Origin of the sequence: Natronoarchaeum mannanilyticum, from assembly GCF_039522665.1 — an archaeon.
In the GTDB taxonomy this organism is placed as follows: Archaea; Halobacteriota; Halobacteria; order Halobacteriales; family Natronoarchaeaceae; genus Natronoarchaeum; species Natronoarchaeum mannanilyticum.
The window spans coordinates 405,483-424,924 of sequence record NZ_BAAADV010000001.1; the positions used below are offsets into that span (position 1 = coordinate 405,483).

Below are 19,442 nucleotides of genomic sequence, written 5' to 3' on the forward strand. Positions count from 1 at the left end.
TCTTCTCTCGTGTCGCCGACGTCGGAGTTTAAGTGTTCGGGGAGCCACCTCCTCCCGTGCGAGTGTTACTCATCGGCGGCACCGGGCTGATCTCGACCGGGATCACGAGACAGCTCGTCGCCGCCGGCCACGAGGTGATCTGTTTCACGCGAGGGGAGACGGACGCCGATCTCCCCGATGCAGTCGAGTTCGTCCGCGGCGACCGGAACGACGCCGACCGCCTGGCCGCGGTCGCGCGCGACGTCGACGCCGACTGCGCGATCGACATGGTGTGTTTCGACGCCGAGCAGGCCCGCGCCGCCGTCGAGGCGTTCGCCGGCCGGGTCGACCAGTACGTGTTCTGCTCGACGGTCGACGTCTACCACCGGCCGCCGGAGCGCAATCCCGTGACCGAATCGGCGAGTCGCGAACCCGGCGTGAGCGAGTACGGCCGGAACAAGGCCGCCGCCGAGGACGTGTTCTTCGACGCCGACGGCGAAGCGTTCGCGACGACCGTGATCCGGCCCTGGAGCACGTACGGCGAGGGCGGCACCGTGCTGCACACGCTCGGCGACGGGAGCTACTACGTCGACCGGATTCGGAAGGGCAAGCCGATCGTCGTCCACGGCGACGGCACGTCGCTGTGGGGCCCCTGTCACCGCGACGACGTCGCCGCGGCGTTCGTCGGCGCGGTCGGCAACGAGACCGCTTTCGGCGAGGCCTACCACGTCACCAGTGAGGAGACGATCACCTGGAACCAGTACCACCGCCGGGTCGCGAGCGCGCTCGACGCGCCCGAGCCCGAACTCGTCCACATTCCGACCGACCAGCTCCGGGCGGCCGTGCCCGACCGAACCCACCTGCTGGAGAATCACTTCCGGTACAGCACGGTGTTCGACAACGCGAAGGCCCGGCGCGACCTGGGCTTCGAGTACACGATCGACTTCGAGGACGGCGTCCGCCGAACCGTGGCGGCGCTCGACGAGCGCGACGCCGTCGATCCCTGGGACGGTGAGAACGACGACGCGATCGTCGACGCGTGGCGCGAGTCGACCGACTCGTTCGTCGCGCGGTTCGGCTAAGTCGGCGGTTATGGTCGGCGTCGCGACGAACTACCCGGGCACATCGAACCGGTAAGCGGCGGTTACGCAGATTCGTTTCCGTCGCCGCCGTCTTCAGTCGTCCCCCCGTCGTCGCCGTCTTCGGCGGCGGCGTCGCCGTCGGTCGTGTCCTCCTCACCGCTTCCGTCGGCGCTCGTGTCCTCCTCGCCGGCATCCGAATCTTCCTCAGCGGCGGCACCGGAACTATCCTCGTCGGAAGTCGTTTCGTCGTCTCCGCTGGAGGCCGCGTCGCCGTCCTCGTCGGCCGGACTGTCACTTTCCGATCCGGTGTCATCTTCGCCGGTACCGCCCTCCTGATCGGCGTCGCCGGCGGCGTCTTCGCCGTCGCCGTCAGTCCCGTCGTCCGTCTCGACGCCGTCACCACCGTCAGCGTCGCCGTCGCCGCTCTCCGCGTCAGTGTCGGCGTCCGACGGATCGGCGTCCGTGTCTCCGTCGCTTTCGTCGGTTCCGTCGTCGGTCGTCGCGTTGTCGGCCGCTTGCTGGGCGCCGTCGTCCCCGTCGTCCGTCGAGTCGCCCGCCGACGCGCTCTCGTTCGCGCTCGCGTCCTCGCCGTCGGCCGTCGCGTCGGCGTCGGCCGCGGCGTTCGCGGAGGACTGCGCGCTCGCCGACGCCGACGTGTCGACGTTCACGTTGACGTTCGTATCGCCACCGCCGGCGGTCGCGTCGGCGTCTCCGCCGTCGCCAGCGTCGGCGTCATCGTCGCCATCGGCGCCATCGTCACCTCCGGCGTCGTCGTCACCGTCGGCATCGCCATCGTCGTCCTGCTGCTGTTGCTGTTGTTGTTGCTGCTGCTGTTGCTGTTGTTGTTGCTGCTGCTGTTGCTGTTGTTGCTGGCCCTGCTGGGGCTGGTGGTGGATGTCGTACTGCTCGCCGGACGGCGAGAGCGCGCCCGTCGCGAGGCCGAGCATCCCGTCGCCGGTCAGCCGGCCGCTGACAGTCCCGACGAGCCTGTCGTCGCGGGGCTGGACGCCGACGATCGCGCCCGAGACGCGGTAGGTCGCCGTCTCCTCCGGTCCGACCGTCCCGTTGAGCCGGCAGACCTGGTTCGAGCAGTTCACCGTTCCCTCGGCGGGTTCGCTGACCGGCTGCACCGCTCCGAGGACCAGCAGCTGGTAGTCGGTCGCGTTGGTCGTCCCGCTCTGGAGCGCCAGCCCGTAGTCGACCTTGTCGTAGTCGATCACCGGATCGGCGAAATCGTCCGTCGCCGGCGGGAACTCGTCTGCACCGGCGCCCTGCTGGGCGGCTTGCGTCTCGTCCGCTGGACTCGATCCGCCGATCCCCAGCGCCGGCCCGACGCCCGCGCCCGCGGTCGCTGCGATCACGAGGACGGCGACGAGTGTGGTCAGTGCGCCCGCTGCGGCGTAGCGTAGCCGTGGCTCCCCTGGCATACTCGTGGCGACGACCGCCGCGCCTAAACGCGAAGTTTCGCGACGGTTGCCGTTGGCCGTGACGTGGATGCGCGTGGCGACCAGTCGCTGTCGCGTACCTAGGGACGGCGCGGTGGTACTACCGGACGAGTGGGGAGTCGGCGGGACGGCGCGGTCACCGCTCGTCGCCGTCTCGGAACGCGAGAGCGGCTAGCAGGGCTATCACGGCGCCGATCAGAGCAGCCGCGAGTTCCACCGGGTGCGTGAACGCCCAGAGCTGGAGGCTGCGCTCGCGCGCCCGGTCGTCGAACCGGCCGTGGGCGCCGTGGTCCGTCTCGTCGTCGACCGGCTCCCGGAGGTTGTGCGCCCGGTCGGGGTCGCTCGGCTCGTCGGTCATCTGGGAGCTCCACCCCGAGGACGCCAGCTTCCGGTCGAGCCGGCGGGGGATCACGCGGTTCCCCAGGATCGCCTTGACCGTCGAGCGGCCGACCCACAGCTCGCTGCGGTCGTTTCGGACCGCCCAGACGATCGCCTCCGCGGCGACCTCCGGCTGGTAGATCGGCGGCACGGGCTGGGGCTTTTTCGGCAGGCGACTTTTCACCCAGTCGAACTGGGGCGTGTTGAGCGCCGGCATCTGGACCATCGTGAGCTGGACGTCGCTGTCCCGGTGGATGAGTTCGCTGCGAACCGACTCGGTGAACCCCTGGATCGCGTGCTTGGCGCCGCAGTACGCCGACTGGAGCGGGATGCCGCGGTAGGCGAGCGCCGAGCCGACCTGCACGATCACCCCCTCGTCCATCCGGTCGAGCGCGACCTCGGTACCGTACACGAACCCGAGATACGTCACTTCGGTCACGCGCCGGTACTCCTCGTGGTCCATCTCGGTCGCGGGCGAGAACACCGACGTCATGGCGGCATTCACCCAGACGTCGATCCGTCCGAACTCCTCTTCGACGGCGTCGGCGGCGTCCTCGATCTGCTCGGCGTCGGCGACGTCGGTCGGCACCGCCAGCGCCTCGCCGCCGGCGTCCTCGACGTCCTCGCGCGCGCCGTCGAGTCCGGCTTCCCCCCGCGCGAGGAGGCCGACCTGCGCGCCCTGCTCGGCGAACGCGCGCGCCGTCGCCCGGCCGACGCCGGCCGACGCCCCCGTCACCACGACGACTTCCGAATCGTCCGTTTTGGTTGTCTCAGACATTGTTTCTCACACGATGTACTCCTGCCAGAACCCGTACTGATCCCGGATCTGCCCTCTCGGGACGCTCAGGAGGATCAACAGCACGCCCGCGACGACGCCGCTCCACGTCGCGAGCGTCGGCGCGCCGAACAGCCACGGCGCCACCGCCGCCCACGCGCCGAGCGGGACGTTGACGAACCGCAGCGCCCGCGCCGGTTCGGCCGTCGCGATCACGGCGGTCGAGACGACGAGCGAACCGGCGAGGTGGCTGCTGTCGGCGAGCAGTCCGCCGGTGCCGAACACCGTCGGCGAGAGCATCAGCCAGAAGCCGACCGCCAGCGACGCCAGCAGGTACCACGGGATCGAAATCCCCCAGAACATCCCCGCGGGGCGGTTCCGCTCCTCGCGAGTATCCCCGTCCAGCCCGGCGTCCGCCTCGGAGAGGTGCCCGCCCATCCAGAAGGCGTGCCACAGCGACGCGCCCGCGTCGGTGCGCCGGTCGAGCAGCTGGACCATCGCGACGACCTCGTCGAAGGTGAGCGAGATCATCCACAGCATCCCGAACGCCGACAGCAGGCAGAGCGTGCACCACGTCCCGACGAGCACCGGCTGGAAGATCACCAAAAGCACCTGAACGAACCCCAGCGGGATCACGACGATGCCGAAGAACGTCACCATCCACGGCATCGTCCGCCAGCGGCTCCGGCCGCCCATGAAGCCCATCAGCGCCTCGATCGCGTACGCGACGGCGCCCAGGCCGGCGTCGGAGACGGGGAACGCCGCCGACACCTGCGAGTCGAGGATCTGCTCGGTACCGTCACCGAAAACGGGGTCCCACACGGCGTCGATGTACCCCAGTTGGTAGGCCGCCATGTACTGCGAGGCGAAGAAGCCGAACATGCCCAGCGCGATCAGCGGGAACCGCTGGGCCGCCGTCGAGGGGTTGTACGACCAGCCCTCGGGCACCGCGGCACCGTCCATCCGCATGCGCATCATGATGATGATCGAGAACATGATCACCAGGATCCCCACGAGCGTGTCGTTGAGGTAGGCGGCCGCCGTCGGCGCGTGAAACACCAGCGGCGCCAGCAGCAGCCAGACGCCGACGCCGCCGCTGGCGTACGACGCCCACGGGTTTTTCTGCCAAACGGTCACGACGCCCAGCGCCACGAGCACCAGCCCCGTCACGACGTCGCTCCACGTCATCAGCGCGCTCTCGTACCCGTGAGCCGACGGGGCGAACACGAGCCAGATGCCCAGCGAGATGATGCCGTACTGGATCCACAGCTCCTTCAGCGGATGCTTCAGCATCATCTCGCCGGGTTCTTGCATATCCCCGCCGTCGTCCTGTCCATCGCCGTTCTCCTGTCCGCCGCTCTCTTGATCCTGAGTGCTGTCAGCCATCGTTATCCCCCGATCGTGAAGCGCCGTGCGCTGCCGAATCCCCCAGCGCGAGCGCGCCGTTGATCAGCCCGATCTGGCTGAACGCCTGCGGGTAGTTCCCCAGCAGCTCGCCCGTCTCGCGGTCGATCTCCTCCGAAAGCAGGCCGAGCGGGCTGACGAACTCGCAGACCGACTCGAACAGCTCGCGGGCCTCGTCGTCGCGGCCCGCCAGCGCGAGCGCGTTGACCAGCCAGAACGAGCAGACGACGAACGCGCCCTCCTCGCCGGGGAGCCCGTCGTCGCCCTCGAAGCGGTCGACCAGCCCGTCGTCGGTCGCCAGTCGGTCGCGGACGGCGTCGATCGTCCCCTGCACCCGTTCGTCGTCGGGCGGGAGAAAGTCGACCATCGGGATGCGCAGCGCCGCCGCGTCGAGCTGATCGTCGGCCTCGAACGAGCGGACGAAGCTCCCTAGTTCGTCGCTGTACCCCCGATCGAGAACCGTCTCCTCGATCTCCGACCGAGCGTCGCGCCAGCGATCGACCGGCGCCTCGTAGTCGGTCTCGTCGACGATCCGGAGCGCGCGGTCGATCGCCGCCCAGCACATCACCTTCGAGTAGACGAAGTTCTGCGGGTCGCCGCGAACTTCCCAGATCCCGACGTCGGGCCGGTGCCACTCGTCGCAGACGTAGTCGACGATGTCCCGGATCGCTTCCCAGGCGCGGTCGGTGATCTCGGCGCCGTAGCGCGTCGTCTCGTGGACGCCGACGATCAGTTCGCCGTAGATGTCGAACTGCCGCTGCTCGTGGGCGGCGTTGCCGACCCGGACCGGCGACGAGTTCCGGTAGCCCGCGAGGTGATCGAGCGTCCGCTCGGGCAGGTCGTCGTTGCCGTGCAGTCCGTAGACGGGCTGGATGTCGGCCGGCGGCCCCCGCGAGCAGTGCGAGAGACAGAGCTCGAAGTACGCTTTGGCCTCCTTGAGGTGCCCGAGCTCGGCCAGCGCCTGGACGGTAAAGGCCGAGTCGCGGATCCAGTTGTACCGGTAGTCCCAGTTCCGGACGCCGCCGACATCCTCGGGCAGCGAGGTCGTCGGCGCGGCGCAGATCGCCCCCGTGTCGTCGTGGATCAGCAGCTTGAGCGCCAGCGCCGATCGGACCGCCAGGTCGTGGTTCGGACCGCCGATCGAACACGCCCCGTCGTCGGGACACTCGTGGGCCCAGTCCCGCCAGTACTCGACGACGTCGTCGAACACTCGCCGGTGCTCGGCCGGCCGGTCGGCGATCTCGCGGTCGTAGCCGAGGACGAGCCAGCGCGTCTCGCCCTCGTCGAGCGTCAGCGCGGCGCCGACGCCGTCCTCTCCCGGCGCGGGCGAGGCGTCATCGCCGCTCTCGTCGACGTCGAACTCGATCGAACTCGTGAGAAACGCCGACTCGTCGTCTCCGTGGGCCACGACGCCGTGGTTCGATCGCTCGACGGCCGGCGTCGTCCGCGCGTAGTCGAACCGCGGCGCGAACCGGACGTCCAGTTCGACCCGACCGTCGTCGCAGTCGACTTTCCGGTACAGCGCCCGGTGCGCGCCCTCGACGCCGTCCGCGGCCGCCGGAACGGGCATGAAGTCGGTCACGGTCGCCCGCCCGGACGCCGTCTCGAAGCGCGTCCGGAGGACGTTCGTCCGATCGAGGTACCGCTGGCTCGCCTCGAACGAGCCGGACGGGGTGACGGCGAAGTGACCGCCGCGCTCGGCGTCGAGCAGGCGGGCGAACAGGCTCGGCGACTCGACGTGCGGGAAGCAACACCAGTCGACCGCGCCGTCGCGACCGATCAGGGCGACGGTTTCGAGGTTGCCGACGACGCCGTACTCCCCGATCGGTCTGTACGCCGCGTCAGCCGATCGGGCGTCGAAATCCTGCGAAGTCGGTGGGTGCATGGTAGTGGTCCTTCGCCGGCGGGACGGCGTCACGTGTGGTCTATCACGAATCCGGTGTTCAACCTAGGGGGTCGTCGGAGACGGACTCCGGTACTCGGGCGACCGGACGCGTCGCCGTCCGGGAGCGAATCGTCTCCGAGAACGATCGCGCGGTACGAACGAGGTTGTCACGGATCCGGGTTGCCCGGCCGGGATCAAAGGACCGAAGAGATTCCGCGCGGTATTTCGGCAGGTTCGAAGAAAATCGGCCGTAAAAACGGTAGTATCGAAGGAGCAACTCCATTGAACGTGGAGCGCGTACCGTCGACTGAGGCAACGGTCTCGAGGAAAACAATGCCCGAAAACACCACCGACAGTTCGCTCGTCGCGATCGTCCTCGCCCTCGCCGCGCTGGTCGTCCTCCCCGTGATCGTCATGGGCGGCGGCATGATGGGGTTCGGACCGATGATGGGCGCGTGGGAGCACGGAATGTGGGGCGGCGGAACGATGCCGATCTGGATGCTGCTGGTCGGCGTGGTGATGCAGCTCCTGTTCCTCGCGGCGATCGTCGGCGCCGTCTACCTGCTGTATCGAGCGGTCGCCGGCTCGGACGACGACGCCGACCGAGCGCTCGAAGAACTTCGGATCGCGTACGCCCGCGGCGAGCTGACCGACGAGGAGTACGAACAGCGCCGGGACGCGCTGGAACGCGATCGCTGACCGACGGGAGTTCGACTGCGACCACCGAACGATGCTCGACACGTCTGTGCCAGAACGCGACGGCGACTCTCTCCCGCGGTGGCTCGAGCGGTACCGCGTGTACGCTCTCTACGGGCTCGTCGCCGGGACGATACTCTGCCTGCTCGCGCTGTTCACGAACCCGGTCCCGGATCCGTCGTTTCCGAGGCTGACGCTTCCGGCGTCGCTTCGGCTGCCGGTCCGCCAGCCCCGAATCGAACACTGGCCCGTCACGTACACGGTCGGCATCTGGCTGTGGATCGGCGGCTTCCCGGCGCTGATTCTGACCGGCTTTCTGAAGTACGGCGCCGCAGATCGGCCCGGCCCCGCACTGTGGCTCGGCGGCGCGCCGGCGGCGGCGATGCTCGGCTGGACGACGTACTGTCGGTTCTTCTGGCCGAAGCTCCACCCGCCCACGTGGAACGCACCCTCGTACACGATCGCGTGCTGGGGGTACTGCTCGACGTACGAGGCGCTCTGGAGCAATCTCGCCTACGCGATCGCGCTGCTCGGGGTCGCCGCGACCGTCGCCGCGGTTCGGCGCCGGCGCGGCGCGCCACACGCACTGGTCGCATTCGGGATGCTCGCGTTGCCGCTCGGACTTCCCGCGCTGTACGAGGGGTATCGCCGAGCGATGCGGTGAGGAGCAGCGAAGCGTACGATCCGAGGTCACGAACCGGCGCGCTCGACGGCGACCTCGCGGAGACCGTTCCGGAGGACGTCGACGCAGTCAAGCGCGAGCCGGGGTTCCGGCCGATCTTCGAAGCTGTCACGCCCTCGTCGTCGACGGGTACGCCGTCGAGGGACACGTCCCCGCGGCGACGATCGCGACCCTCCTCGAGGAACGACCGGCGATCGACGGGATCGCGCTTCCCGAGATGCCGGCAGGCTCGCCGGGGATGGGCGGCGAAAAAAATCGATCCGTTCGTCGTGTACGCGATCGGCGGCGATTGCAGCGGCGAGGTTTTCGAAACTATCTATCTTAGGGGCGTCAGCCCAGGATGTACCGCATCCAGGGGTACTTCTCGACGAGGGGCTGCCCGCCGACGTCGTACTGCTCGATGTAGGCGTCCAGCCCGAGGATGCGCCCGGCGCCGAACGCGGCGACCGCGAGGAACGTGAGCATGTACGCGAAGTCGCCGTTGATGTATCCGTGCGAGACCTCCCAGTTGCCCAGGTAGAACATGAGCATCATGAACGCGCCCCAGAACGCCGCCAGGCGCGTCAGGGCACCGAAGATGAGCCCGAGCCCGATCAGAACCTCTCCCCACGGCACCGCGACGTTGACGAAACTGACGAACAGGTCGGAACTGCCCATCGCCTCGAAGAGGCCGGCAGCGGGACTGCCGTTCGCCGCCGGCGCGTTGTTCAGGTAGCCCGCGGCGCCGAAGTCGCCCGACAGCACCTTGTCGAACCCGCTCTGGAAGAACGCGATGCCCATCATTAAGCGGAGGGCGAGGATGAACCAGACGCTCAAAGTGTGTAGTTTGCCGCTCGCCGTGAACCCGCCGATCGTGCTGGTGAGTTCGACCTCCTGTGAGGACATGATAAATCAGATTTCACAGAGGAACTTGTTAAAGATTGGCCAACACATAGCGCGTCGAGCGGTACGTCAGGAGTGGCAATCGCGAGTCCCGCCCGAATGAGTTCGGCAGGAGCTACTCCCGGCTGAAGCGCCTGGCTATCGCCATGGCATCGGCATCCGGGAGTCACGGGGAGTTCTGCACGGCGACGCATCCGAACCACTGTGTCGAGCGCGGCCCGGGGCGATACCTGACTGCGATCTACTGGATCGCGGGCGAGTCGGACTGTCGGGCGCGACCGGGATCGATCGGCGACCGGCTCGGCGTCGAGCCGGCGAGCGTGACCGAGATGTTCGTCCGGCTCGACGACGCCGGACTGGTCGACTACGAGAAGCAACGGGGCGTCGTGCCGACCGATCGGGGAGAGACCGTCGCCCGCGAACTCGCGTGGCGCCAGTGCGCCGTCCGGACGTTCTTCGCGGCGCGACTGGACGCCGAGCTCGACGCCGGGACGGCGTACCGCATCGGCTACACGCTGCCCGAGCAGGGCGTCGAGCGGCTCGCCGAACTGGTCGGTCACCGCGCCGAGAGCCCGTGCTGCGGGGCCGGGTCGGACGGCGATTGCTTCTTCGGCGCTCGTTCCTGACGGGACCGGCGTTGCCCTGTCGGCGCTCGGCGATCACCGGCGCTCGTCCGATTCGGTCGAGAGGAGGGCGACGTGACCGTCGGGGAACTGCGCGAGCCGCCGGGCGGCGTCGGCGTGCGGGTCGAACGCCTCGTACGCGAACGCTTGCCAGAGAACGCGCTCGGGGTACGGGCGGCCGGACAAGTCGACGCCGAGCGACGCCGCCAGCGTGGCGTGGTCGAGTTCGCCGTTCGCCGTCGGGGACGGGACGGGCGAGGGAACGGCGGCGAGCTCGAGACCGAACGACGGAAACAGCCGGTACCCGCCACCGGAAGCCGGGTGGTGTAGCTCCCGCTCGCCGGGGAAGCGAACGGCGAGTTCCGGCGTCACCGACACGTGCCCGCCGTCGGCGTCCGGCCGACCGTCGGCGTCCGGCCGATCGACCGTCCGCTCGGCGAGGGCGACGCGACGCCGCGCCCCCGCCGGGATCGAGAGTTCGTCGCCCTCTACGGCCAGTTCGAGCCACTCGGAAGACAGAGCACGGATCCGGACGTCCGGCGCCGAGTAGGAACCGACGAGCGCCCTCGTCGAGTCGCCCGCAACCGTCCCGTCGACGACGACCTCCGTCGCCCCGTCTCGGGGGTGAGTCAGGTCGAGCGCGCGCTCGCCGGACGCCGGGACGACCGCGAGATCGTCGGTCGTCGCGCAGATCCCGGCCCAGTTCTCCCGACAAGTCGCCGATTCCAGTGCGGGGCGCCAGTAGAAGACCCGGTGGATGGTATCGTACTCGTAGGGTACAGCATCGGGAAAGAACGACTCGCCGTACCGCGTCGGCTCCAGATCGGGATGCTTCAGGGCGAGTTCGACGTACGGGACGCGTTCGACGAGCGGCGGCGCCAGTTCGGCGCTTGGCGCTCGGCGCCACTCGACGGGGACGGTCTCGCCGTCAGTCGGGGTCGGGTCGCTCATCGGGGGTCGTTCGACGATCGGCGCTGGAGCGACCAGTCGCTGTCTCCGGAGATGTTCGGCCGCCGCCCGCGGAACGACGCCCCGCCGGGCGCCGTCCGACCGCGGACGCGAACATATCCGCGACCGGGCTTAGTTTCGGCGAGCCTAAGTTGGAGGTAGGTGACCACGAATGCCCGATCCCTCATCCCACGCTTCTCCCGCCGTCGCCGACGACCTCTTCGACAAGTACGCGCTGCCGAAGGTCGCGCTCACCGTCATCCTGGCCGCCTCGCTCGTCGGGACGTGGACGACAGGACGCATCGCCGCCCAGTCGCCGGTCGTCACGCTCGCCAAGTGGGCGTATCTGGTCGCGCTCGGCGTGCTCGCCGGTGGACTCGTCTGGAAGCACCTCTTCGTTTGCCCGGACGATCTCGCGTCGGGCGCCGAGGAGTACTGCGCAGCGATGTACGCGCGGTTCGACCGAATCGCCGGCGGGGTCGTCGCAGTCCTCGCACTGAGCGGTCTCGTCGTCCTCGCCGACTACGTCTCGACGATCGGCGTCGGCCCGCTCGTCGTCGGCCTCGGCGGACTGCTCGCCGCGTTGCTCGGAGTGACGGGCGTCGCGGCGATCCGCTCGACGCCCGTCGACGAACAGTTCCGGAGCCCCGCGGGGCTGTTCGCGCTCGGCCTGGCGGCGGCGGTCGTTTGCGCGACGGCGCTCGCGGAGGTCGGGCTTCGCGGGCTCGGCCCGCTCGTCGCGGGCGTCCGGATGCTCCATCTGCTCGCGTTCGCGGGCTGGATCGGCGGGGCCGTCTGGAACATCTTCGTCGCGGTGCCGAGCGGGCAGAGCCGGCCGACTGTCCCGGTGGCGCGCGCGGCGGGCGAACAGCTCGAGCGCTTCCGGCGGGTGGTTCGACTCATCATCCCGACGCTATTTTTGACGGGGGCGTACCAGGCCGTCGACGCGCTCGGCACCGATCTCGGAAGCTACCTGGGCTCGCTCGTCGGGCTGGCCGTCGTCGCCAAGATCGGCTTCGTTGCGGTGCTGATCGGCATCTTCCTGCTCTGCCCGATGTGGCGGGCCTGCTCGCCGATCGACGGCGTCTGCGACCTCGAGGAGCTCGGCGGCGGTGAGCGATCGACGGCGTCCGCGGAGGGCCCGAGCGATGGCTGAGATCGAGTTTGCGGACGCGGCGCCGGACGTCGACCCGGCGCTGACGGTCGACAACCGCGGGAGGGGCTGCGCGAGCGGGATCGCGCGCGTCCAGCGTGCGATCGAAGATATAGAGGACGGCGGGGTCCTCCGGATCCGCAGCACGGATCGCCGGGCGAAGCGCGAGTACCCCCAGCTGGCGGCCCAGACCGATCACGAGCTGCTCGCTATCGAGACGAGTCGGAGCGGGCTACTCCGAAAGGAGTACGATACGTATCTCGAGATCCGCCGGGAGTGATCGGCGGCCGGGACGGCTCCCGAGATCGACGCCGCGCGATCGGTCGCCGGTTCGATCGGAAAGCGGAGCCGCAGACGACGAGCGCTACCTCTTGGGCAGCGTCGCGATGAACTCGTTCGGGCCGACTCGATCGACCGTGTACCCCTCGGCGTCGAACGATTCGATCTCGGCGCTCATCTGGTGATACAGCGGCTTCGGATCGTGGTCGTTGACCAGCGTCAGCGCCTCGCCGGACTCGAGGGCCTCGAACGCCTCGAAGATCTTGGGATGGCGCTTCGGCGGCGGGATCTCGCGCAGATCGAGCTGTTGTTCGGACATCGCGTCGAACTGAACGCCGCGAGTCGGGTGGCGCTTGGCGCGAATATGTTCGCCGCAGCGCCGTCGACGCGTGATCCGATCGCGATCCCCTGCGTGCGAGCATATTCGCGAACGCGTTTATTCGAGCGGGAACCCAACATCCGACGATGTCAGTACCCGAACCCGGCGAGACCGCTCCGACGTTCACCGCGACGGTCGGCACGAGCGATCACGAGTCGTTCGACCTCGAAGAGCACCTCGGCGACGGGCCGGTCGTCCTCGCGTTCTTCCCGGGGGCGTTCACGCCGCCCTGCGCGAACGAGATGGTGTCGCTGCAGGAGGAACTCGACCGGTTCGAGGACGCGGGCGCGACCGTGTTCGGCGTCAGCGCCGACTCGCCGTTCTCGCAGGGCGCATTCAGAGAGAAACACGGCCTGGAGTTCGACCTCGTCAGCGACACGAGCGGGGAGGCGATCAGAGCCTACGACCAGGAGATCGACCTGCCCGACCTCGGACTCTACGGCGTCGCCAACCGCGCCGTGTTCGTGCTCGACGCCGACGGCGCGGTGACCTACAGCTGGATCGCAGACGATCCGACGAGCGAACCGCCCTACGACGAGCTGCTGGACGCCGTCGCGGCGATCTGATCGCTGGCATTCGCATCCGCCGCTGATCCCGCAACGCGAACGTAGGCGATCGAGCCGCGAGCTCTCAAGCGTGAAGACAGCCCGTCCGTTCGCACTGCGTCGGGCTCGACCCGACCCCCGACGAGTATAACCCACGTTCTCGTATCGTCGACACGGAGATGAACGTCCTCGTCCCGATGGACTACTCGGAACTGTCGAAAGAGGCGCTACGGACCACGCTCTCGCTGCATCCGGACGCTGATATCACGGTCCTGCACGTCCTCGACTGGCACGCGAGCGATATCGGTCCCGGGGGGTGGGGCGACTCGCCGGGGACGTTCGACGAGTGGCTGGACGCCGCCCGAGAGCACGCAGACGAACTCTTCGAGGACGCCCGAAAGATCGCCGACGAGTACGACACGGAGATCGACACGGATACCGCGGTCGGCGAGGACGCCCGAAACATCGTCGAGTACGTCGAAGACAACGACGTCGATATGGTCGTCATGGGCAGTCACGGCCGCTCGGCTGCCAGCCGCATCCTGCTCGGCAGCACCTCCGAGACGGTCGCGCGCCGGGCGCCGGTTCCGGTGTTGCTCGTCCGCTGAGGGATGGGCCCCAGACGACGCCGGTTCGTCACGAGCGCCCGCTCCGAACGTCGCTATTCCTCCTCGTACCCGCCGTACTTGAGGAAGAAGTACCCGAGTCCCACGGCGACGGCCAGGGCGCCCATCGTCAGGATGCCGGCGGTCAGCGCCCATCCGGGAACTGCTGGCCCCGTCGGACCGCCACCGTCTCCGGTCGCCCCGACTTCGATCGTCCCCTCCATCCCGAGGTTCAGGTGCGGATCGCAGTGGAACTCGTAGGTTCCTTCGGCGTCGAACGTGTTCTCGTACTCGAACGGAGCATCCTCGACCGGTTCGTGACCCTCCCACTCGGAACCGTCGGGCGTGCCGTCGACCGCGATGTTGTGGTTGTCGGTGACCCAGACGAACTGGACCGTCGTCCCGGATTCGATCGACAGCGGACTGTCGGTTCCGGGTTCGTACGCGTAGTCGACGAGCTCGACCGTGACGCGCTCCCCACCCGCGGCGCCGGTTTCGTTACCGTCGGTCTCGTTGCCGTCTGTTTCGTTACCGTCGGTCTCGTTGCCGTCTGTCTGTGCCCCTGCGACATCCGCTCCCACGACTCCGACGCTGCCCGCCAACAACGCCCGTCGTGTCGTCGATAGTCCGTCGTTCGAGGCCCCCGCGGCATCGTCCGATGAATCGACGCGAGCACCGGAATCCTCGTCCCGTTCGCGAGTCGAGTTCGATCGAAACATCGGGAATCAGTGTGTCGTGCTGACGACCGACCGGACGATAAGGGGCAGGGACCCCGACCGCCCTCCCTCTTTACCCAGCCCGTCGTAGTTCAGCACGGGATGACGACCGACGAACTCGAGGCGTACGGGATGGAACGCATGGACGACGAGGAGATAGAGCAGTTCCTCTCGATGCAGAGCATGGGGGTGCTCGGCCTACCGACCGAGGACGAGCCGTACCTCATCCCGCTGTCGTACGGTTTCGACGGGGGATCGCAGCTCTACTTCGTTTACCTCGTCGGAGAAGAGAGCCGGAAGGCCGAGCTGTCGGAGCGATCGCAGTCGGCCAGCTTCCTCGTCTACAGCGCCGAGACGGCGTTTCACTGGCGGAGCGTCGTCCTGTCGGGGACGCTGCGGGAGCTCTCGGAGGACGAACGCGAAAGCGTGACCGACGCCCAGACGCCGACCTGGCGCCCGAAGCTGATCGAGGCCGCCGGCGAGACCGAGCGGACGCGGTTCTGGGAGTTCAGCATCGAGGACGCGACCGGAATCAGACACGACGCGCAGCCGCCCGGGTACCCGTTCTACCGGCGGCCCGATGGTGACCGATCGGAGTAACGAGAACGCCGAACAGAGAGTAATCCCGTCGACAAGTAGGGAGGGACGCGGCTACTCGGCCGTCGCGACCAGAAGGAACGTCTCGGGCCGGACGGCTTCGTGCTGGACGCCGAAGCCGCGGTCGCGGAGCGCGGTCGCCGCCTCGTCGGCCGCGTATCGTTCCTCGGTCGACGGTCCGGAGTCGCCGGAACCGGCAGCCGCCCGGGCGTTCTCCCCGGTCGAGACAGGCGTATCCGCAGTCGACTGGCCGTAGCACGAACGGGGACTAGTCGGGAAGCGCCCGTTCGAGCATCGTTCCGAGTTTGGGTGTCCCAACCCGTCGCCGGAATTCACGCTCGATCTGGCCGAAACCGAGGGGAACCAAGCTCATTCCGACCACCACCAGCCACCCGTCGAGGCCGATCGGAGCGGTGCTCAGCGCCAGGGAGATGCCGGGTAGGTAGACTGCGCCGACCAGAATCAGCGCGGATAGCCCGAGCGCGCCCCAGACGTACGGGTTCTCCGTGACCTCGTTCATCAAGACCCCGGAGGCGACGTCCCGAACGTTGAAAACGTGCCAGAGCTTGGCGAACGCTAACGTGAGAAACGAGATCGTGACGGCCTCGTCGGTCCCCATGCCGCCGGCGTACAGCCCGCCGCCGATCACGAACGCGCCGATCGTTGCGGCCGAAATCACGAGGCCGTACACTCCCAGTTCGGCCCAGTGGGTTCTCGTCAGGATCGGTTCCTCGGGATTCCGCGGCGGCCGATCCATGATATCATCGCTGCCGCCGCAGGCGCCGAGCGCCAGGGCCGGGAAGACGTCGGTCACGACGTTGAGAAACAGGATCTGCAGGGGGAGCAACGGGAGCGGGAAGGCCAACAGCGCGGCGATCAAGATCGTTAGCAACGCGCTGAGATTGCTGGATATCAGGTATATCACGAACTTCCGGATGTTGTTGAAGATGATCCGCCCCTCTCTGACGGCGTGATAGATGCTCTCGAAGTTGTCGTCGCGGAGGATCATATCCGACGCTTCCTGGGCAACTTGCGTCCCGCGCTGTCCCATGGCGACGCCGATGTCGGCTTTCTTCAACGCCGGCGCGTCGTTGACACCGTCGCCCGTCATGGCCACGATCGAGCCGACCGTCTGGTGGATATCGATCAAATCGAGCTTGTCCTCGGGATCGACCCGCGCGAACACGGACGCGTTCACGAACCGATCCGTTTCCTCCTGTGAGAGAGTCTCCGGATCGTCAAATTCGCTGCCTTCGATTACGTCGACGTCGTCAGTATCCACCAGTCCCACGCCGCGGGCGATGTTTCTCGCGGTCCCCGCGTGATCGCCGGTCGCCATGACGACCCGTATGCCGGCGTCCTGGCACCGCTGGATGGTCGGTTTGACCTCCTCCCGGGGTGGATCGATGAACCCGACCAAGCCGAGCAACGACAGGTCCTCGTACGGCGGATCCTCCGCGCTGTCGACCTCCTTTCGCGCCAGGGCTAGAACCCGCAACCCCTCGTCAGCCATTCGGTCGCTCTTCCGGAGCCACTCCTCCCGATCGCTTTCTGACAGCGTCTCGGCGTCGCCGTCCGTCGCGACCCGCTCGGCTGAATCGATGACGGCCCTGGGTGCGCCTTTCACGGCGACTGTGTATCCCTCGTCCGTTTCGTGATACGTTGCCATCATCTTGACCGACGGATCGAAGGATACCTCGCGGGCCTCCGGCATCGATTCGAGAAGTTCGCTCTGGTCGATGCCGCCTTTTATCCCCGCGATCAGGAGCGCTACCTCCATCGGGTCACCCGTCGTTTCCACTTCGCCCGTTTGGTCGGACACGGACGCATTATTACACAGCACACCCACTTCGAGCGCTTCTCGTACGACGGGATCCTCCGGTTCGTCCAGTTCCCGATCGCCGTGTCTGAACGACCCTTCCGTCTCGAGGCCGGTCCCGGTGATCTCGACCGCGCCGTTCGCCAGCTCGTACTCGGCGACGGTCATCCGGTTTTCCGTCAGCGTCCCCGTCTTGTCGGTACAGATGATAGTGGTTGAGCCGAGCGTCTCGACGGACGCCAGATTGGTGATCAGCGCGTTGCGATCTGCCATCCGCCACATCCCTCGCCCCAGGACCAGCGTGGCGACGATGGGAAGCCCCTCCGGGACGGCGGCGATAGCCAGTGCGACCGCCGTCTCCACCATCAGGAACAGGTCCTGCCCTCTGAGCCACCCGGACACCAGGACGATCGCTGCCACCAGCAGCAGAAACGGGACGAGTTTTCGCCCGAGGTTATCGATTTTCTCCTGCAGCGGCGTCTCTCCCTCGGCCGTTTCTTGAAGCGAGGCCGAAATGTGTCCTAACTCCGTGTCCGAGCCCGTCGCTACGACGACCGCCTCGGCGGACCCTCTCGTCACGTACGTTCCCTTGTAGAGCATATTCTCCCGCTCGGCGAGCGGAACGTCCTCGTCGAGGGGATCGCTCGTCTTCCCCACGGGAACCGATTCGCCGGTAAGAGCGGACTCGTCGACCCGGAGATTCGACGATTCGATAATGCGTAAATCAGCCGGGACGAGGTCGCCTGCCTCGAGAATCACGATGTCGCCCGGAACGAATTCTCCTGCAGGGATGGTCGCTTCGTCACCGGCCCGCCGAACCCGCGCTTCGATCTCCGTGATGTCCTGGAGACTCTCGATCGAGCTGATAGCGCGCATCTCGGTAACGAAGCCGATCGCACCGTTGACGACGAGAACGGCGAAGATCGCGACGCTCTCGACGACGTCACCCATCGCGAACGCCGCGACTCCCGCGACGGCGAGCAACATGATGACGAAGCTTTCGAACTGATCCGCCAGGATCTCCGTCCAGCGTTTCTGTTCGGCTTCGCGTAGTTCGTTCAGACCGAACCGCTCCAGTCTGCGTTCTACTTCGTCTTCCGATAACCCCTCATCAGGTGAAACGTCCGTCCGCTCGAGGACGTCATTGACCGACTGTGACCACGGGGGAGGATCATCGGACGATTCCGGTGTCATCACTTACTGTGGGGTTCTACGTCACGCCGCCGGACTACTCTCGGGTCGATGCTGTGATCGACTATTGCCGTTTTGACACGGCCAACGAGCGCAGACAGTCTCAAGTCAGGAGGATCCCCTGTCATCTCAAAGCCACTTCTGTCTAGCATCCACGCAGGGCTATTTTCCTGTTGGGGGCTCTCGAACGACCATCACCGGGATCGGAGATGTGCGAATAGAGAAATCGAGGCGATCTACGAACTCGCCGCCGCCGTCGAGCGCGACAGCGACCTCCAGCCCAGCACGATGCTCTCGACGGGCAAGGTGACCGATCCCGGCCAGGAGACTATCCGGCGCATCGAGCGTGACTATCAAGGCGCAGGTGGCAGTCGACGGACGGGGCGGACAGGTACATGAAACGAGACGCCGAATGTCACCTATGCTCGTACGGATAGCCGTCGAAGACGTGATGCGCCGCGACGTTGCGGTCGTTACCCCCGAAACGGCCGCCCGGGAAGTCGCGCGGACGTTACGAGACGCCGCTGTCGGTGCGGTGATCGTCGACGCCGATCCGCAGGGGATCGTCACCCAGACCGACATCGTCGACCTGATAGCGGCCGACCGGGATACGACGACCGTGCGCGCGGCCGATCTCATGTCGTCGCCGCTGGTGACGATCGCCCCCGAAGAGACGATCGAGGTCGCCGCCGGGAAGATGGACCGCCACGATATCAAGCGGCTCGCCGTCACCGAAGGCCGCGACATCGTCGGTATCATCACGACCGACGGTGTTTCCGACTACGTCCCGAAGCTCGCGAACCGCGAGTCGAAGCGCACCCACGATCTGGATTCCCGACTCGGCGTCTCCTACGCCGAGGAGGACTGGGAGTTCGAGCGCGTAGACGATACGAGGGAGGGTCGGATCGATGTCGGCGACACGGTCCGGTTTACGAAGCGGATCGATGACGCCGACGTCCAGGCGTTCGCACGGGCCAGCGGCGACACGAACCGCCTTCATCTCGACGAAACGTTCGCCGACGAAACCCAGTTTGGCGAGCGGATCGTCCACGGCGTCCTCGCGGTCGGGGTGATCAGCGCCGCCCTGGCTCGTCTGCCCGGCCTCACGATCTACCTCTCACAGGAGATCAGCTTCCGGGAACCGATCGCGGTCGGCGAAACGGTGACCGCGATGTGCGAATTCGTCGACAGGCTCGGGGACAACCGCTACCGACTGGCGACGCGGGTGTTCGGCGAGGACGGTACCGTAGCTATCGACGGCACCGCTACGGTGCTCGTACAGGAACTCCCGGACTGATCGATAACTGCCGTCCCCGACGTTGGGAAGTGCTCGCGAAGGCGGCCGGCCCGGATCGTCGTATTCGGGCCGGCGCTGGACC

20 protein-coding genes and 2 pseudogenes are annotated in these 19,442 nt (G+C 67.4%); 11 read left to right on the top strand and 11 right to left on the bottom strand.

The features are described 5' to 3' along the window. Positions 1–56 precede the first annotated feature (56 nt). Entirely contained in the window at positions 57–1,061 is a 1,005-nt protein-coding gene (locus ABDZ81_RS02165) for an NAD-dependent epimerase/dehydratase family protein (RefSeq protein WP_343772191.1), read from the top strand. Between the two features lie 62 nt (positions 1,062–1,123). On the opposite strand, the gene ABDZ81_RS02170 is transcribed toward ABDZ81_RS02165, so the two are convergent. The 4 genes from ABDZ81_RS02170 to ABDZ81_RS02185 all read right to left on the bottom strand — a co-directional run bounded on the left by ABDZ81_RS02170 (position 1,124) and on the right by ABDZ81_RS02185 (position 6,948). Continuing rightward, positions 1,124–2,488: a hypothetical protein gene (locus ABDZ81_RS02170; protein WP_343772192.1), complete on the bottom strand. Its 1,365-nt coding sequence runs from the start codon at positions 2,486–2,488 to the stop codon at positions 1,124–1,126. Positions 2,489–2,642: 154 nt separating this feature from the next. Then, complete coding sequence (locus tag ABDZ81_RS02175) at positions 2,643–3,662, bottom strand: SDR family oxidoreductase (protein ID WP_343772193.1); 1,020 nt, start codon at positions 3,660–3,662, stop codon at positions 2,643–2,645. Positions 3,663–3,668: 6 nt separating this feature from the next. Further along, positions 3,669–5,045, bottom strand: a complete 1,377-nt coding sequence (locus ABDZ81_RS02180; RefSeq protein ID WP_343772194.1) for a vitamin K epoxide reductase family protein — start codon at positions 5,043–5,045, stop codon at positions 3,669–3,671. Continuing rightward, positions 5,038–6,948, bottom strand: a complete 1,911-nt coding sequence (locus tag ABDZ81_RS02185; RefSeq protein ID WP_343772195.1) for a glycoside hydrolase family 15 protein — start codon at positions 6,946–6,948, stop codon at positions 5,038–5,040. The genes ABDZ81_RS02180 and ABDZ81_RS02185 overlap by 8 nt, the downstream gene beginning before the upstream one ends. Before the next feature lie 333 nt (positions 6,949–7,281). Between ABDZ81_RS02185 and ABDZ81_RS02190 the strand changes: the two genes are divergently transcribed. From ABDZ81_RS02190 to ABDZ81_RS02200, 3 genes are read left to right on the top strand one after another with little or no spacing between them, the layout of a single operon-like run. Further along, entirely contained in the window at positions 7,282–7,647 is a 366-nt protein-coding gene (locus tag ABDZ81_RS02190; protein ID WP_343772196.1) for an SHOCT domain-containing protein, read from the top strand. Between the two features lie 46 nt (positions 7,648–7,693). Next, complete coding sequence (locus tag ABDZ81_RS02195; RefSeq protein ID WP_343772197.1) at positions 7,694–8,308, top strand: hypothetical protein; 615 nt, start codon at positions 7,694–7,696, stop codon at positions 8,306–8,308. Continuing rightward, entirely contained in the window at positions 8,289–8,651 is a 363-nt protein-coding gene (locus tag ABDZ81_RS02200) for a DUF411 domain-containing protein (RefSeq protein WP_343773352.1), read from the top strand. Before ABDZ81_RS02195 ends, ABDZ81_RS02200 begins: the two co-directional genes overlap by 20 nt. Before the next feature lie 5 nt (positions 8,652–8,656). On the opposite strand, the gene ABDZ81_RS02205 is transcribed toward ABDZ81_RS02200, so the two are convergent. Further along, positions 8,657–9,211, bottom strand: coding sequence for a DoxX family protein (locus ABDZ81_RS02205; protein WP_343772198.1), 555 nt, complete (start codon positions 9,209–9,211; stop codon positions 8,657–8,659). A 143-nt stretch (positions 9,212–9,354) separates the two neighbouring features. Here ABDZ81_RS02205 and ABDZ81_RS02210 point away from each other — a divergent pair, with 143 nt between their 5' ends. Beyond that, entirely contained in the window at positions 9,355–9,834 is a 480-nt protein-coding gene (locus ABDZ81_RS02210) for a metal-dependent transcriptional regulator (RefSeq protein WP_343772199.1), read from the top strand. Positions 9,835–9,867: 33 nt separating this feature from the next. Here ABDZ81_RS02210 and ABDZ81_RS02215 read toward each other — a convergent pair whose 3' ends face one another. Then, the gene (locus ABDZ81_RS02215; protein WP_343772200.1) at positions 9,868–10,782 is read right to left on the bottom strand and encodes a hypothetical protein; all 915 of its coding nucleotides are present in this window, start codon (positions 10,780–10,782) and stop codon (positions 9,868–9,870) included. Positions 10,783–10,951: 169 nt separating this feature from the next. Between ABDZ81_RS02215 and ABDZ81_RS02220 the strand changes: the two genes are divergently transcribed. Together ABDZ81_RS02220 and ABDZ81_RS02225 are read left to right on the top strand one after the other, a co-directional pair. Further along, positions 10,952–11,935 (top strand): hypothetical protein, encoded by a 984-nt coding sequence (locus tag ABDZ81_RS02220; protein WP_343772201.1) that lies wholly within the window; start codon positions 10,952–10,954, stop codon positions 11,933–11,935. Continuing rightward, on the top strand, positions 11,928–12,212 hold the full coding sequence (locus ABDZ81_RS02225; RefSeq protein WP_343772202.1) for a sulfurtransferase TusA family protein: 285 nt from the start codon (positions 11,928–11,930) through the stop codon (positions 12,210–12,212). The genes ABDZ81_RS02220 and ABDZ81_RS02225 overlap by 8 nt, the downstream gene beginning before the upstream one ends. Positions 12,213–12,296: 84 nt before the next feature. Here the strand turns inward: ABDZ81_RS02225 and ABDZ81_RS02230 are convergent, their stop codons facing one another. Next, entirely contained in the window at positions 12,297–12,530 is a 234-nt protein-coding gene (locus tag ABDZ81_RS02230) for a DUF2249 domain-containing protein (RefSeq protein WP_343772203.1), read from the bottom strand. 146 nt (positions 12,531–12,676) lie between these two features. Here ABDZ81_RS02230 and ABDZ81_RS02235 point away from each other — a divergent pair, with 146 nt between their 5' ends. Further along, a complete protein-coding gene (locus ABDZ81_RS02235; protein ID WP_343772204.1) occupies positions 12,677–13,156 on the top strand; it encodes a redoxin domain-containing protein in 480 nt (159 codons plus the stop codon). 158 nt (positions 13,157–13,314) lie between these two features. Continuing rightward, positions 13,315–13,743: a universal stress protein gene (locus tag ABDZ81_RS02240; RefSeq protein ID WP_343772205.1), complete on the top strand. Its 429-nt coding sequence runs from the start codon at positions 13,315–13,317 to the stop codon at positions 13,741–13,743. Between the two features lie 53 nt (positions 13,744–13,796). Here the strand turns inward: ABDZ81_RS02240 and ABDZ81_RS02245 are convergent, their stop codons facing one another. Continuing rightward, positions 13,797–14,321: a plastocyanin/azurin family copper-binding protein gene (locus ABDZ81_RS02245; RefSeq protein WP_343772206.1), complete on the bottom strand. Its 525-nt coding sequence runs from the start codon at positions 14,319–14,321 to the stop codon at positions 13,797–13,799. A gap of 237 nt (positions 14,322–14,558) precedes the next feature. Here ABDZ81_RS02245 and ABDZ81_RS02250 point away from each other — a divergent pair, with 237 nt between their 5' ends. After that, on the top strand, positions 14,559–15,056 hold the full coding sequence (locus tag ABDZ81_RS02250) for a pyridoxamine 5'-phosphate oxidase family protein (RefSeq protein WP_343772207.1): 498 nt from the start codon (positions 14,559–14,561) through the stop codon (positions 15,054–15,056). 51 nt (positions 15,057–15,107) lie between these two features. On the opposite strand, the pseudogene ABDZ81_RS02255 reads toward ABDZ81_RS02250, so the two are convergent. The 3 genes and pseudogenes from ABDZ81_RS02255 to ABDZ81_RS18125 all read right to left on the bottom strand — a co-directional run. Beyond that, positions 15,108–15,257 (bottom strand): annotated as a pseudogene (locus tag ABDZ81_RS02255) (SAM-dependent methyltransferase); the annotation flags it as partial. Positions 15,258–15,321: 64 nt separating this feature from the next. Beyond that, complete coding sequence (locus ABDZ81_RS02260; RefSeq protein WP_343772208.1) at positions 15,322–17,823, bottom strand: cation-translocating P-type ATPase; 2,502 nt, start codon at positions 17,821–17,823, stop codon at positions 15,322–15,324. A 24-nt stretch (positions 17,824–17,847) separates the two neighbouring features. Beyond that, a pseudogene (locus ABDZ81_RS18125) lies at positions 17,848–18,066 on the bottom strand (cation-transporting P-type ATPase); the annotation flags it as partial. 418 nt (positions 18,067–18,484) lie between these two features. Here ABDZ81_RS18125 and ABDZ81_RS02265 point away from each other — a divergent pair. Continuing rightward, the gene (locus tag ABDZ81_RS02265; protein WP_343772209.1) at positions 18,485–19,360 is read left to right on the top strand and encodes a CBS domain-containing protein; all 876 of its coding nucleotides are present in this window, start codon (positions 18,485–18,487) and stop codon (positions 19,358–19,360) included. The last annotated feature ends 82 nt before the right edge of the window (positions 19,361–19,442 follow it).